The sequence below is a fragment of the Pseudomonas helleri genome (assembly GCF_001043025.1).
GTDB lineage: Bacteria > Pseudomonadota > Gammaproteobacteria > Pseudomonadales > Pseudomonadaceae > Aquipseudomonas > Aquipseudomonas helleri.
Window position 1 is genome coordinate 396,089 of the sequence record NZ_JYLD01000003.1, and the last position, 13,394, is coordinate 409,482.

18 protein-coding genes are annotated in these 13,394 nt (G+C 57.4%); 10 read left to right on the forward strand and 8 right to left on the reverse strand.

The genetic code is table 11. The annotated features are described in order from the left end of the window. Positions 1-5: 5 nt before the first annotated feature. From mlaD to TU84_RS07245, 3 genes are read right to left on the reverse strand one after another with little or no spacing between them, the layout of a single operon-like run. Positions 6-473: an outer membrane lipid asymmetry maintenance protein MlaD gene (gene mlaD / locus TU84_RS07235; RefSeq protein WP_048368345.1), complete on the reverse strand. Its 468-nt coding sequence runs from the start codon at positions 471-473 to the stop codon at positions 6-8. Further along, entirely contained in the window at positions 473-1,270 is a 798-nt protein-coding gene (gene mlaE / locus TU84_RS07240) for a lipid asymmetry maintenance ABC transporter permease subunit MlaE (protein ID WP_048368347.1), read from the reverse strand. The genes mlaD and mlaE overlap by 1 nt, the downstream gene beginning before the upstream one ends. Beyond that, complete coding sequence (locus tag TU84_RS07245; protein ID WP_048368349.1) at positions 1,270-2,079, reverse strand: ATP-binding cassette domain-containing protein; 810 nt, start codon at positions 2,077-2,079, stop codon at positions 1,270-1,272. Before TU84_RS07245 ends, mlaE begins: the two co-directional genes overlap by 1 nt. A gap of 292 nt (positions 2,080-2,371) precedes the next feature. On the opposite strand from TU84_RS07245, the gene TU84_RS07250 reads away from it, so the two are divergent. From TU84_RS07250 to TU84_RS07295, 10 genes are all read left to right on the forward strand, one after another. Beyond that, the gene (locus tag TU84_RS07250; protein ID WP_048368351.1) at positions 2,372-3,346 is read left to right on the forward strand and encodes a KpsF/GutQ family sugar-phosphate isomerase; all 975 of its coding nucleotides are present in this window, start codon (positions 2,372-2,374) and stop codon (positions 3,344-3,346) included. After that, positions 3,346-3,870 carry a KdsC family phosphatase gene (locus TU84_RS07255; RefSeq protein ID WP_048368353.1) on the forward strand — a complete coding sequence of 175 codons (525 nt, stop codon included), beginning with the start codon at positions 3,346-3,348 and terminating at the stop codon, positions 3,868-3,870. Before TU84_RS07250 ends, TU84_RS07255 begins: the two co-directional genes overlap by 1 nt. Before the next feature lie 8 nt (positions 3,871-3,878). Then, complete coding sequence (gene lptC, locus TU84_RS07260; protein WP_048368356.1) at positions 3,879-4,451, forward strand: LPS export ABC transporter periplasmic protein LptC; 573 nt, start codon at positions 3,879-3,881, stop codon at positions 4,449-4,451. Beyond that, entirely contained in the window at positions 4,438-4,983 is a 546-nt protein-coding gene (lptA, locus tag TU84_RS07265; protein WP_048368358.1) for a lipopolysaccharide transport periplasmic protein LptA, read from the forward strand. The genes lptC and lptA overlap by 14 nt, the downstream gene beginning before the upstream one ends. After that, the gene (lptB, locus tag TU84_RS07270) at positions 4,983-5,708 is read left to right on the forward strand and encodes an LPS export ABC transporter ATP-binding protein (protein ID WP_048368360.1); all 726 of its coding nucleotides are present in this window, start codon (positions 4,983-4,985) and stop codon (positions 5,706-5,708) included. Before lptA ends, lptB begins: the two co-directional genes overlap by 1 nt. Before the next feature lie 225 nt (positions 5,709-5,933). Continuing rightward, positions 5,934-7,430 carry an RNA polymerase factor sigma-54 gene (locus TU84_RS07275; RefSeq protein WP_048368362.1) on the forward strand — a complete coding sequence of 499 codons (1,497 nt, stop codon included), beginning with the start codon at positions 5,934-5,936 and terminating at the stop codon, positions 7,428-7,430. 75 nt (positions 7,431-7,505) lie between these two features. Then, entirely contained in the window at positions 7,506-7,814 is a 309-nt protein-coding gene (gene hpf, locus TU84_RS07280) for a ribosome hibernation-promoting factor, HPF/YfiA family (protein WP_048368364.1), read from the forward strand. A gap of 12 nt (positions 7,815-7,826) precedes the next feature. Beyond that, positions 7,827-8,291 carry a PTS IIA-like nitrogen regulatory protein PtsN gene (gene ptsN, locus TU84_RS07285; protein ID WP_048368365.1) on the forward strand — a complete coding sequence of 155 codons (465 nt, stop codon included), beginning with the start codon at positions 7,827-7,829 and terminating at the stop codon, positions 8,289-8,291. A gap of 2 nt (positions 8,292-8,293) precedes the next feature. Continuing rightward, a complete protein-coding gene (rapZ, locus tag TU84_RS07290) occupies positions 8,294-9,151 on the forward strand; it encodes an RNase adapter RapZ (RefSeq protein WP_048368367.1) in 858 nt (285 codons plus the stop codon). A gap of 16 nt (positions 9,152-9,167) precedes the next feature. Continuing rightward, positions 9,168-9,440: an HPr family phosphocarrier protein gene (locus TU84_RS07295; RefSeq protein ID WP_048368368.1), complete on the forward strand. Its 273-nt coding sequence runs from the start codon at positions 9,168-9,170 to the stop codon at positions 9,438-9,440. 110 nt (positions 9,441-9,550) lie between these two features. Here the strand turns inward: TU84_RS07295 and TU84_RS07300 are convergent, their stop codons facing one another. Genes TU84_RS07300 through TU84_RS07320 form a run of 5 tightly spaced genes read right to left on the reverse strand, consistent with a single transcriptional unit; the run spans position 9,551 to position 13,332 of the window. Further along, complete coding sequence (locus TU84_RS07300; protein WP_048368370.1) at positions 9,551-10,444, reverse strand: ZIP family metal transporter; 894 nt, start codon at positions 10,442-10,444, stop codon at positions 9,551-9,553. Positions 10,445-10,471: 27 nt separating this feature from the next. Beyond that, positions 10,472-11,083 carry a superoxide dismutase gene (locus TU84_RS07305; RefSeq protein WP_048368372.1) on the reverse strand — a complete coding sequence of 204 codons (612 nt, stop codon included), beginning with the start codon at positions 11,081-11,083 and terminating at the stop codon, positions 10,472-10,474. Between the two features lies 1 nt (position 11,084). After that, positions 11,085-11,534 carry a hypothetical protein gene (locus TU84_RS07310; protein ID WP_048368374.1) on the reverse strand — a complete coding sequence of 150 codons (450 nt, stop codon included), beginning with the start codon at positions 11,532-11,534 and terminating at the stop codon, positions 11,085-11,087. Between the two features lie 33 nt (positions 11,535-11,567). Continuing rightward, entirely contained in the window at positions 11,568-12,944 is a 1,377-nt protein-coding gene (locus tag TU84_RS07315) for a class II fumarate hydratase (protein ID WP_048368375.1), read from the reverse strand. Beyond that, on the reverse strand, positions 12,937-13,332 hold the full coding sequence (locus TU84_RS07320) for a hypothetical protein (RefSeq protein WP_048368376.1): 396 nt from the start codon (positions 13,330-13,332) through the stop codon (positions 12,937-12,939). The genes TU84_RS07315 and TU84_RS07320 overlap by 8 nt, the downstream gene beginning before the upstream one ends. Positions 13,333-13,394: the final 62 nt, after the last annotated feature.

The following is a 13,394-nucleotide window of genomic DNA, read 5'->3' on the forward strand; positions in this document are numbered from 1 at the left end:
GCTCCTTATTTGGCTTCTTTGCTAACGGTGTTCATGAGGAACTTGCCGATCAGGTCTTCGAGGACCAGCGACGATTGCGTGTCGTGAATGGTGCCGCCATCCTTGAGCACAACGTCATCCCCGCCCACGCTGATACCGATGTACTTCTCGCCCAACAGCCCGGCTGTGAGGATAGACGCCGTCGAGTCCGTCGGCAGGTTATTCACATCCTTTTCCACTTGCAGGGTGACGCGTGCCGTGAAGTTGTCACGATCCAGATCAATTGCCGTGACCTTGCCGATGGTGACGCCTGCCATGGTGACTTTGGCGCGCACCGTGAGACCTGCGATGTTGTCAAAGTAGGCATAGAGTTTGTAGGTGTCCGTGCTGGCAGTCGGCGACAGCCCACTGACTCGCAGGGCAAGTAACAGTAAAGCCAGGATGCCAGCCAGCAGGAACAGGCCGACACCGATTTCCATGGTGCGGTTTTGCATCAGAAATCTCCAAACATCAAGGCAGTCAAAATGAAGTCCAACCCGAGGACTGCCAGAGAGGCATACACCACGGTTTTGGTAGTGGCACGGCTGATCCCCTCTGATGTGGGCTCGCAGTCATAACCTTGAAACACAGCAATCCAGGTCACTACAAAAGCAAACACAATGCTTTTGATGATCCCGTTAATCACGTCACCACTGAAGGTCACACTGTTCTGCATGTTGGCCCAGTAGGAACCGTCGTAGACACCCAGCCAGTCGACTGCCACCCACGAACCGCCCCAGATCCCGACCACACTGAAAATCATCGCCAGCACCGGCAGGGAAATGAACCCGGCCCACAAACGTGGCGCAATGATGTATTTGAGCGGGTCAACACCGATCATTTCCAGGCTGGACAACTGTTCGGTTGATTTCATGTTGCCGATTTCGGCGGTCAGCGCCGACCCGGCACGCCCGGCGAACAGCAAGGCAGTCACCACCGGCCCCAACTCACGCAACAGGGTCAAGGCAACCATTTGCCCTACCGCCTGCTCGGAACCGTAGCTGGACAAAATACTGAAGCCCTGCAGCGCCAGCACCATGCCGATAAAAATACCGGACACCACGATGATGACCAGCGACATGACGCCCACAGAGTGCAGTTGTTTGAGCAACAGCCCAAACCCGCCGCCAATGCCGCCACGCCCCAGCAATGCATGGAACAGGAAGATGGTCGAACGGCCCAGCACCGAGACCATGTCGATCCCGGCTCTGCCGAATAACCCGATTCGGTCAATCATTGATTTTTTGGGCATTAACGCTTCCCCAGAAGATCGGTTCGGTAGTCCGACGCCGGAAAATGGAACGGGACCGGGCCGTCCGGATCGCCGTTCATGAATTGACGAATGCGCGGGTTATCCGCATTCATCAGCTCTTCTGGCGTGCCCTGCCCCAGCACCTGGCCATCGCCAACGACATAGAGATAGTCAGAAATACTCGCCGTCTCTGCCAGGTCGTGGGACACCACGATGCTGGTGATGCCCAACGCGTCGTTGAGCAGACGGATCAGCCGCACCAGAACCCCCATGGCAATCGGGTCCTGGCCAACAAAAGGTTCGTCATACATCAGGATCTGCGGATCCATGGCAATCGCCCGCGCCAGGGCTACTCGACGCTTCATGCCGCCCGACAGCTCATCGGGCATCAGATCGATGGCCCCGCGCAGCCCCACAGCCTGCAATTTAAGCAGCACGATGTCGCGGATCATGTCTTCTGGCAGCTGGGTGTGAACCCGCAGCGGGAACGCTACGTTTTCGAACACGTCCAGGTCGGTGAACAACGCGCCACTCTGGAACAACACGCCCATGTGCTTGCGCGCATCGAACAGGTCGCTGCGTGACAGGGTCGGCAGATTCTGGCCATTGACCCACACTTCGCCGCTGCTGGGACGCAATTGCATGCCCATCAAACGTAACAGGGTAGTCTTGCCGCAGCCGGACGGGCCCATGATTCCCGTGACCTTGCCACGCGGAATTCGAATATCGACATTATTGAAGATGCTGCGCGAACCGCGCTTGAAGGACACTCCCTTCAGCTCGACCGCGTAGGCGTTATCGGCGCTCATCTAAACTCCTTGCGATGCAGCTTCTGCCTCTCACCCGGGCACCATGCTTCTTATTAAGAAGCTCGCGCTCCTGAGCGGGCCGAACTGGCGGCGAACTATAGCACTGCTGATACAGACCGCCCAAGACCGAAGGAGTGCCCTCACAGGTTCCAGACAGCTAATAAATGCCAAATTAGCCGCAGTCCTGACACTGACTTGTAACCTGGTGCAACAAAGCATCACGATCAAGCGTGAGGGAATTGCGCATAACCGCTATAATCGTCGCCTTTTCTCAGGCTACCCGACTTCAAACATGAGCCAATCCAGCGACCTGATTCAATCTGCCCACCGTACTATCCGTCTTGAACTGGAAGCCGTCGAAGGCTTGCTGGCTCATATCGACGCTGATTTTGTACGCGCTTGCGAGATGATTCTGGCAAGTAAAGGCCGGGTTGTCGTGGTCGGCATGGGCAAATCCGGGCATGTCGGCAATAAAATTGCCGCCACCCTGGCCAGCACCGGCACCACGGCTTTTTTTGTTCATCCCGCAGAAGCCAGCCATGGCGACATGGGCATGATCACCAGCGATGACATCATTCTGGCCTTGTCGAACTCCGGCACAACGGCCGAAATCGTGACCCTGCTGCCACTGATCAAACGCCTGGGCATCAAGCTGATCAGCGTGACCGGCAATCCGAACTCGACGCTGGCCAAAGCCGCCGAGGTGAACCTTAACGTTCATGTTGCCCACGAAGCCTGCCCACTGAACCTGGCGCCGACCTCCTCGACCACCGCAGCCCTGGTCATGGGCGACGCCCTGGCCGTGGCGTTGCTCGAAGCCCGCGGCTTTACCGCAGAAGACTTCGCCTTCTCGCACCCCGGTGGTGCCCTGGGCCGCCGCTTGCTGCTGAAAGTCGACAACGTGATGCACTCCGGCGATGAACTGCCAAACGTGGTCCGTGGCACCCTGCTTAAAGACGCCTTGATGGAAATGACCCGCAAAGGCCTTGGCATGACCGTTATCGTTGAAGAAGACGGGCGACTGGCCGGGATCTTCACTGACGGCGACTTACGCCGCACCCTGGACCGCGAAATCGACATTCGCAATGCAACCATCGACTCGGTCATGACGCCGCACGGCAAAACGGCCAAGGCCGACATGCTGGCCGCCGAAGCTCTGAAAATCATGGAAGACCACAAGATCAGCGCGCTGGTGGTGGTCGACAAGGATGACCGCCCGGTGGGCGCCTTGAACATGCACGACTTGCTGCGCGCAGGAGTAATGTAATGACCAGCGATCTGCTTGAGCGTGGCAAACACATCAAACTTGCTGTCTTTGACGTCGATGGCGTACTGACCGACGGTCGCCTGTACTTCCTCGAAGACGGCAGCGAATTCAAGACCTTCAATACCCTGGACGGCCAAGGCATCAAGATGTTGATGGCCGGCGGTGTGCAGACCGCAATCATCAGTGGTCGCAAGACCCCGGTCGTTGAACGGCGCGCACAAAACCTGGGCATCCCGCACCTCTATCAAGGGCGTGAAGATAAATTGGTGGTATTGGACGAGCTTCTCGGCCAACTCGACCTAAGCTATGAACAGGTTGCCTATTTGGGCGACGACCTGCCCGACCTGCCCGTCATACGCCGGGTCGGCCTGGGCATGGCGGTGGCCAACGCTGCCGGTTTTGTTCGCGAGCACGCCCACGGCACTACCCAGGCACGCGGTGGCGAAGGTGCCGCCCGCGAATTTTGCGAACTGATCTTGCGCGCTCAAGGGCGCCTTGATGCAGCCCTCGCCGCCTACTTATAGAGCGTTTTATGCAGAGTAAAAAGATTCGCAACATTCTGTTATTCGCAGTCATTGCCGCGCTGTTTGCGGCCGTTGGCTACTGGAATATCAGCCCGGAGCGTTTTCTCGACAAGCCTGTTGCGCCTGTCGATGACACCGCTATCGACTATTACGCAATCAATGCTCACAGCCTGCAGTTCTTGCCCGACGGCAAACTGCAATATGAGCTGACATCAGACAAGGTCGAACATTTGCAGGCTTCTGAAGTCACATTAATGACCAAGCCAGACATGCAAATTTTCCGCGGCACGCCCTTCCCGTGGCACGTTCAGAGCGAGCGCGGCGAAGTTAACCCGGACGGTACCCAGGTCGAACTCATCGATTCTGTACGCGTTGCACGCACCGACGAGAAAAACCGCACTACGATTATTACCACGACCCGCATGACTGTATTCCCACAGAAGGAATATGCGCAGACCGACCGAGACGTTAGAATCGACGGCGCCGGTGGTGTGACGACTGGTAAGGGAATGAAAGCATATTTGAAAGACGGCAGGATGGACCTGCTGTCCAACGTAAGAGGACAGTATGAGTCTCGTTAAAACCCTCCCTTTATTGCTCAGCCTGAGCGCAGCACTGGGAAGCGCGAGCGCCTGGGCTCTGCCGGATGACAACAAGCAGCCTATCCGTATCCAGGCCGACGAAGCCCAACTGGATGACAAGCAAGGCGTTGCGACTTACAAGGGCGATGTGATCATCACCCAAGGGTCCATGAAAATTACCGGTAACACCGTCACCCTTACCCGCACCGCAGCGGGCGATATTGACGTGGTGACCTCGGTCGGCAACCTGGCGTATTTCGAACAACTGCAAAAAGTCGGTGATCCGAAACCGGTTCAGGCGTACGCCGTGACGATTCAATATCACGCGCCGCAAAACCGCATCGTGCTGATCGACAAGGCTAAAGTCATCAACGAAGGCAACACGACCGAAGGCGAGAAGATCGTCTACGACACCGTGAAGCAAGTCGCCAATGCTGGCCGGGCCAATGGCACGAACGTCACTGCGCCTCGTCCGCGCATTGACATGGTGATCCAGCCAAAGAGTAAAACCGACCAGCAGAAGGCCCAGTAATGGCAACCCTGAAAGCCCAGCATCTGGCTAAAAGCTACAAGAGTCGCCAAGTGGTACGCGATGTCAGCCTGTCGATCGACAGCGGGCAGATCGTCGGCTTGCTCGGGCCTAACGGCGCGGGCAAAACCACCTGTTTCTACATGATCGTCGGCCTGGTACAAGCCGATCAGGGCCGCGTGCTGATTGACGACCTGGACGTCAGCCACCAGCCCATGCACGGTCGCGCACGCGCCGGTATCGGCTACTTGCCGCAAGAAGCGTCGATTTTCCGCAAGCTGTCGGTCGCCGACAACATCATGGCGATTCTTGAGACACGCAAAGAGCTCGACAAGGCTGGTCGCCGTAAAGAACTGGAAAGCCTGCTGCAGGAGTTCCATATCAATCACATCCGTGACAACCTCGGCATGAGTTTGTCCGGCGGTGAGCGTCGCCGTGTAGAAATCGCCCGCGCCCTGGCGACCAATCCCAAGTTCATCCTGCTCGATGAACCTTTTGCAGGCGTTGACCCCATCTCGGTGGGCGATATCAAGCAAATCATTCACCACCTTAAGGCCAAAGGCATTGGCGTGCTGATCACCGACCACAACGTCCGTGAAACGCTCGACATTTGCGAAACAGCCTACATCGTCAACGACGGTCAATTGATCGCCGAAGGCGATGCTGAAACAATTCTCGCCAACAAGTTGGTGCGAGAAGTGTATCTGGGTCACGAGTTCCGCCTCTAAAGCTGCACCCTGAGCGCCATTTGAAGCATCAGGCAACCGCCCATGCTGCCAAATCCTTCAAGTGGCGCCCTCCCGCAGATCCCCCCCCCTAGCACAAACTTATTAAAAATGCCCCCTAGGCAAACGCCCCGCTTTCAGGCATATAATTTGCTTAAGTTTGGCGCTCACGCGCCCTGTAGTGGATGGCGCCATGCGCGCCGGCGAATAAGGTGTTAAGCCCCTGCCATGAAACCATCGCTAGTCTTGAGAATGGGCCAGCAGCTGACGATGACGCCTCAGCTGCAACAGGCCATCCGTTTGCTCCAACTGTCGACCCTGGACCTTCAACAGGAAATCCAGGAGGCCCTGGAATCCAACCCGATGCTCGAACGCCAGGAAGAAGGCGACGACTTCGACAACTCGGACCCTCTGGCCGACAACATCGAGCAAAAACCCAGCAGCGATATTCAGGAGCCTTCCTACCAGCAAGAGTCCGCCCCTACCGTGGACAACCTGGAAGACGGCGACTGGAGCGAGCGCATCCCCAACGAACTGCCGGTCGACACGGCCTGGGAAGACATCTACCAGACCAGCGCCAGCAGCCTGCCCAGCAGCGATGATGACGAGTGGGACTTCACCACGCGCACCTCGGCCGGTGAGAGCTTGCAAAGCCATCTGTTGTGGCAATTGAACCTGGCACCGATGTCGGACACCGATCGCCTGATCGCCGTGACACTCATCGACTGCATCAACAACCAGGGTTACCTCGACGAAACACTCGAAGAGATTCTGGAAGCCTTTGATCCAGAACTCGATATCGAACTCGACGAGATCGAAGCCGTCCTGCACCGCATCCAACAATTTGAGCCAGCCGGCATTGGCGCCCGCAACCTGGGCGAGTGCTTGCTGCTGCAACTGCGCCAGTTGCCCGCCAAGACGCCCTGGATCAACGAAGCCAAGCGCCTGGTCACCGACTACATCGACTTGCTCGGCGCGCGTGACTACAGCCAGCTGATGCGGCGCATGAAGCTCAAAGAAGACGAGCTGCGCCAGGTCATTGAACTGGTGCAAAGCCTCAACCCGCGTCCAGGTTCGCAAATCGAGTCCAGCGAAGCGGAATACGTGGTTCCTGACGTCATCGTTCGCAAGGACAACGACCGCTGGCTCGTCGAGCTGAACCAAGAATCGGTGCCACGCCTGCGGGTCAACCCGCAATACGCAGGCTTCGTACGCCGTGCCGATACCAGCGCCGACAACACCTTCATGCGCAACCAGTTGCAAGAAGCCCGCTGGTTTATCAAAAGCCTGCAGAGCCGCAATGAAACGCTGATGAAAGTAGCGACCCAAATCGTCGAGCATCAGCGTGGCTTTCTGGAATATGGCGATGAGGCCATGAAGCCGCTGGTACTGCATGACATCGCAGAAGCGGTCGGCATGCACGAATCAACGATTTCGCGCGTCACCACACAAAAATTCATGCATACCCCGCGCGGTATTTATGAATTGAAGTACTTTTTTTCCAGCCACGTCAGCACCTCGGAAGGCGGTGAATGCTCGTCCACCGCGATCCGCGCGATCATCAAAAAACTGGTCGCCGCTGAAAATCAGAAAAAGCCGTTGAGTGACAGCAAGATCGCTGGTTTACTGGAGGCACAAGGTATTCAGGTGGCCCGTCGGACCGTCGCCAAGTACCGCGAATCCCTTGGGATTGCGCCTTCGAGCGAACGCAAGCGTTTGATGTAAGTACGGGTCACAGCGTTTCAGTGGCAGGCGCTTCGGCCTGTCACTTTATGCAATGGCAACAGAAGGAGAAACTGTATGCAAGTCAACATCAGTGGACAACATCTGGACGTCACCCCAGCGCTGCGCGAATCGATCGATGACAAACTCAAACGCCTGGAACAGCACTACGACAAAATCACCAACGTGCAGGTGATCCTCTCTGTTGAAAAGCATCAACATAAAATCGAAGCCACTCTCAATATTCCCGGTGGAGAAGTTGTCGCCAATGCGGTCAATGAAGACATGTACGCCGCTATCGACAGCCTCTACGAGAAGCTTGATCGCCAACTGATAAAGCATAAGGAAAAGACCCAAAGGCAGCTCCAGGGCGCAACGGGTCGCTAATACTCCATCACCATGATTCGACTTGAAAATATCCTGACCCCCGGCCGTTCCTTGGTGAACGCGCCGGGCGGCAGTAAAAAGCGCGCACTCGAACAAGTTGCCAACCTGATCAGCCGGGAAGTACCTGATCTGGACGCGCAAAAAGTGTTTGAGGCGCTGATCGCCCGTGAAAAACTGGGTTCCACCGGTTTTGGTAACGGCATCGCAATACCTCATTGCCGTCTGGCTGGCTGCGAGTCGCCCATCAGCGCCTTGCTGCACCTGGACGCCCCCATAGATTTCGACGCCATCGATGGCGCACCGGTCGACCTTTTGTTCGTTTTGCTGGTGCCACAAGCGGCTACCGATGCGCACCTGGAACTGCTCCGGCAGATCGCCAGCATGCTCGACCGCAAAGACGTGCGTGACAGATTGCGCAACGCACCCAGCAACGAAGCGTTGTATCAGGTTGTTCTGGACGTACAGAACGGTCATTAATCATGCGCTTAGTCATTGTCAGCGGACGCTCCGGCTCCGGAAAAAGTACAGCCCTCGCGGTCCTCGAAGACAACGGTTTTTATTGCATCGACAACCTGCCGGCCGGCTTGCTGCCTGAGCTGGCGGAACGCGCACTGATCCACACAGAATTACCGCAACCGCTGGTCGCCGTCTCCATTGATGCGCGTAACCTGCCGAGCCACCTGTCGCGCTTTCCGCAATTGCTTGAGGAAGTGCGCAACCGGCATATCCAGTGCGATGTCCTGTATCTGGATGCCGATGAAGAAACCCTGCTCAAGCGCTTCTCTGAAACCCGTCGTCGGCACCCGCTGAGCAGTGAGAGCCGCTCGCTGGCAGAGGCCATTCGCGATGAAACCCACTTGCTCGGGCCGATTGCCGACCTCGCCGACCTGACCGTCAACACCACCAATCTGAACCTGTATCAGTTGCGCGATACGATCAAGTTGCGCCTGCTGAACAAGCCCGAACCGGGCACAGCGTTCCTGATTGAATCGTTTGGCTTCAAGCGCGGCATGCCGGTAGACGCTGACTTGGTGTTTGACGTGCGCTGCCTGCCCAACCCGTACTGGAAACCGGAACTGCGCGAGCAATCAGGCCTGGATCAACCCGTGGCGGATTACCTCGCTGCACAGCCGGATGTTGAAGAGATGTTTCAGGACATCTCCAGCTACCTGCTTAAATGGCTACCCCGCTTTGCCGCCAGCAATCGTGCTTATGTGACCATTGCTATCGGCTGCACAGGCGGCCATCACCGATCGGTGTATCTGACCGAACGGCTTGGCAAATGCCTGCAAGAAACTCTTAAGAACGTCCAGGTTCGCCACCGCGACCTGACTTGAAAGGACCCACCCCGCGATGCCTGCTCTGGAAATCGAAATCATCAACAAACTGGGCTTGCACGCTCGAGCATCAGCAAAATTCGTCGGCGTCGCCGGGAAGTTTCCGTGTCAGGTAAGAGCGGGTCGTACCCCTGAATCCATGGTCGACGGCAAGAGCATCATGGCCATGATGATGCTCGCTGCCGGCAAAGGCACCAAGATCCATTTGAAGACCGAAGGCGAGCAGGAACAGGAAGCGCTCGACGCACTGGTCAAGCTCATCAACAACTACTTCGATGAGGGTGAGTGAAGAACAGCCCGGTGTAACTGTAGGAGCGAGCTTGCCTCGCGATCTTTTAAGATCAAAAGATCGCGAGGCAAGCTCGCTCCTACGGGTTTGTTGGGGATCAATACAGGGCGTTAGCCCAGTGCGGTGTCCATCACCATCATCAGGCAAAAGCCGATGCACAAGCCCAGGCTTGCGAGCTTTTCGTGACCGTTGCGCCGCGATTCGGGGATCACTTCTTGAGTGACCACCAACAACATCGCACCCGCCGCCAACGCCAGTCCAAATGGCAATAACACTTCGGCCAGGTTCACTAGCCAGGCACACAGCAGCGCAAATACCGGCTCAACCAGGCCGGAGGCCGCACCGATCAAGAACGCCTTGACCCGCGACATGCCTGCACCCGCCAGTACCAGCGCGATCACCAGGCCCTCCGGGACGTCCTGCAAGGCAATGCCCATCGCCAGGCTGTCAGCATCTGGCATGCCGCCGCCCGCTGACACCCCGACCGCCATCCCTTCCGGGATGTTGTGCGCAATGATGGCAATCACGAACAGCCAGATGCGCGGCGCAATCACGGGCTCGCCGGGCTTGCTGATGATCATTTCAGGGGCAGCCCCGGAGACCTTGAGGTCGACCAGAAACAGAAAGAATGCCCCCAGCAAAATACCCGCACTGACCAGGCCGCTAGCGCCCCATGACGACAGCCCAAGATTTTGCGCCGCCGCAATGCCCGGCACAATCAACGAGAATGCCGTGGCCGCCAACATGACCCCCGCCCCAAAACCCAGCAAGGTGTCGCTTACCGCAACCGGCATTTTGCGGATAACCAATACCGGCACGGCGCCCAAAGCGGTGCCCAGCGCACACAGCGCACCGCCTTGCAGAGCCCGCAACAACCTGGGTTCAAGATCCAGCCAGACCAACCCCTTGGCCACCAGCAAGGCCGTGCCCGCCAACAGCAAGAGCGTGCCCAGCGCATAGCGGAACATCCGCACGCCACCCACCGCTAATATTTGCGTGCCCATAATCTGCCTGAATCCTTCTTGGTCGGCTTAGGCAATCGCAGCTGCATAGCGCCGCTCGACTTCGGGCCAATTAATCACGTTGTAAAACGCATTAATGTATTCCGGACGGCGGTTCTGATAACGCAGGTAGTAAGCGTGCTCCCAAACGTCCAGCCCCAGAATCGGGGTGTTGCCGTTCATCAGTGGGCTGTCCTGGTTACCGCTGCTTTCGATGATCAGTTTTTTCTCGGGGTTCACGCTGAGCCAGGCCCAGCCGCTGCCGAAACGGGTCAAGGCCGCTTTGGTGAAGTTTTCCTTGAACGTCTCCAGCCCACCCAGCTGTTCATCAATGGCCTTGGCCAATGCGCCTTTTGGGGTGCCGCCGCCGGTTGGGCTCATGACTTCCCAGAACAGTGAGTGGTTGGCATGCCCGCCGCCCTGGTTGATCACCGCTGCACGCAGTTTTTCTGGCAGTTCCTGGACGCTGGCGACCAGTTTTTCAACTGGCCATTTTGCCCACTCCGTGCCATCGACCGCGGCATTGAGGTTGTTGATGTAGGTCTGATGGTGCTTGGTGTAGTGAATTTCCATGGTTTGCGCATCGATATGCGGCTCAAGCGCGTCGTAGGCGTAAGGCAAGGCAGGCAAGGTGTAAGTCATATCAATGTGCTCCTGAGTGATGGCCGCTGACGGTTGAGAATTCGTGACTTGACTGAGCCACAGGGCTTTTGAGCAACAGCTCGGAACGCGGGTATTCGCCGTGATCGCTGATAAAGTTCAAAAGCTCAACGTAGGTTTTGCTGCTCTGACGCAGCGCTGCTTCACGCAGCGCAGGCGCCAGGCGGGGGTTCTGCATGGTTTGCAGTAACCGCTGGTGAATCGCGCACAGGTACTCAACGCTCTCCTCCGGCTGGTTAAGGCGCAAATGCAGATCCGCCAGGTTGTGGTGGGAAATGACACAGGCCGCCACTGCTTCGTCGGCATCACTCCAGCGCTCAAACAGCACTTGTGCCAGTGCCAGCGCCTGCAAGTAATGTTCTCGAGCATCGACCAGCTCGCCCTCAGCGAAACAGCGGTTGGCTCTTTCGATCGTGCGTTTCCAGTGCTCCATGTGAACCTCCAAAGCAGTGTGTGGGGCGTGGGGTTAAACGCCGCCGGCGGTCAATTTCTCGGGGTTGAGCAAGACTTCAAGCTGGCTGCGCGGCAGATCGGTGTACTCAAGGGCCACATCAATCACCGGGCGCCCCTGCTGGTAGGCGGTCTTGGCAATTTCGGCCGCCTTTTGATAGCCGATGATCGGGTTCAACGCCGTGACCAGGATCGGGTTGCGCGACAGCGCTTCCTTGAGCTTGGCTTCGTTAACCTTGAAGGTGGCAATGGCTTTGTCGGCCAGCAAGCGGCTGGAGTTGGCCAAGAGCTCGATGCTGCTCAACAGGTTGTGTGCAATCACCGGCAGCATCACGTTGAGCTCAAAGTTGCCTGACTGCCCGGCAATGGTGATCACCGTGTCATTGCCGATCACCTGGGCGGCAACCATGGCGGTGGCTTCCGGGATCACCGGATTGACCTTGCCCGGCATGATCGACGAGCCCGGCTGCAAGCCTTGCAGTTCAATTTCACCCAAGCCTGCCAGCGGGCCCGAGTTCATCCAGCGCAGGTCGTTGGCGATTTTCATCAGCGATACAGCGGTCGCTTTAAGCTGGCCCGAAACAGACACTGCGGTGTCCTGCGAACCAATCAAGGCAAACAGGTCTTTACCCGGCGTGAATTGCACGTGGGTCAGCGCACTGAGTTGTTGGCTGAACAGCGCAGCGAATTGCGGGTGCGCGTTGATCCCCGTGCCCACCGCCGTGCCGCCCTGGGCCAGCGACTGCAAGGCCGGTTGCAGAGTGTGCAGGTGCTCGATATTGGCCTTGAGCTGCTGTGCCCAGCCATTGAGCACCTGGCTCATGCGCACTGGCATGGCGTCCATCAGGTGGGTACGCCCGGTTTTAACGTAGACGTGAACCTGCTCGGCCTTGTGCTCAATCACCTGAACCAGATGCTTGAGGGCTGGCAGCAGTTCTTCGTGCAAGCCCAGAGCGGCGCTGACGTGAATGGTTGTCGGGATAATGTCGTTGCTGCTTTGCCCGCAGTTGACGTGATCGTTGGGGTTGACCACTTCGCCCAGCACGCGGGTTGCCAGTGTGGCGATGACTTCGTTGGCGTTCATGTTGGAACTGGTGCCCGAACCGGTCTGGAAAATATCCACCGGGAAGTGCTCCATAAAATCGCCGGACAGCAGGATCTGCGTGGCTTCGACAATGGCATTGCCCTGCGCTTCGCTGATTTGCTTGAGTTCAACGTTGGCCTTGGCGGCAGCGGCCTTGGCCAGAATCAGTGCACGAATGAATTGCGCGGGCATGCGCTGATGGCTGATCGGGAAGTTGTCTACCGCACGCTGTGTTTGCGCGCCATACAGCGCGGCCTCAGGCACGTGCAATTCACCCATGCTGTCCCGTTCGATACGCGTATTACTCATCAGGAAATCCTTGCAGCAGTTCTGTTAAAGAAATTGAAGGTTCGAGTTCGCAGGTCGCCAATTGCCAGGCAAAGCTTTGCCAGCGCTTGAGGCGGCAGTTACACAGGGCTTGAGTTTCCATGTCGCGCAGCGGGCGCCATGCATGGTCCAGGCACAGGTTGCGCCAGTGCCACGGCAGGGCCGTATCAGCGGCGGTGTCCAGCAAGAGCCGGAACGCGGTAGCAGAAATCATCCAGGGAGAAGTCGCCGTGCAACCGGCCAGGTATCGGCCTTCGGCCAGATAGTGCTCAATCAGGCGCGGCTCGTCGGGCGCCAGGCCGCAACGGATCTGGCGGCTCATCCAGCGCCAGCTTTCCAGATAAGGGCCTTCATGCAAAGCTGAACTCATGACCTAGGCTCGCTCGATAATGAGATTCATTATTAAGCGATATTGATTATCAAAACAAGCCT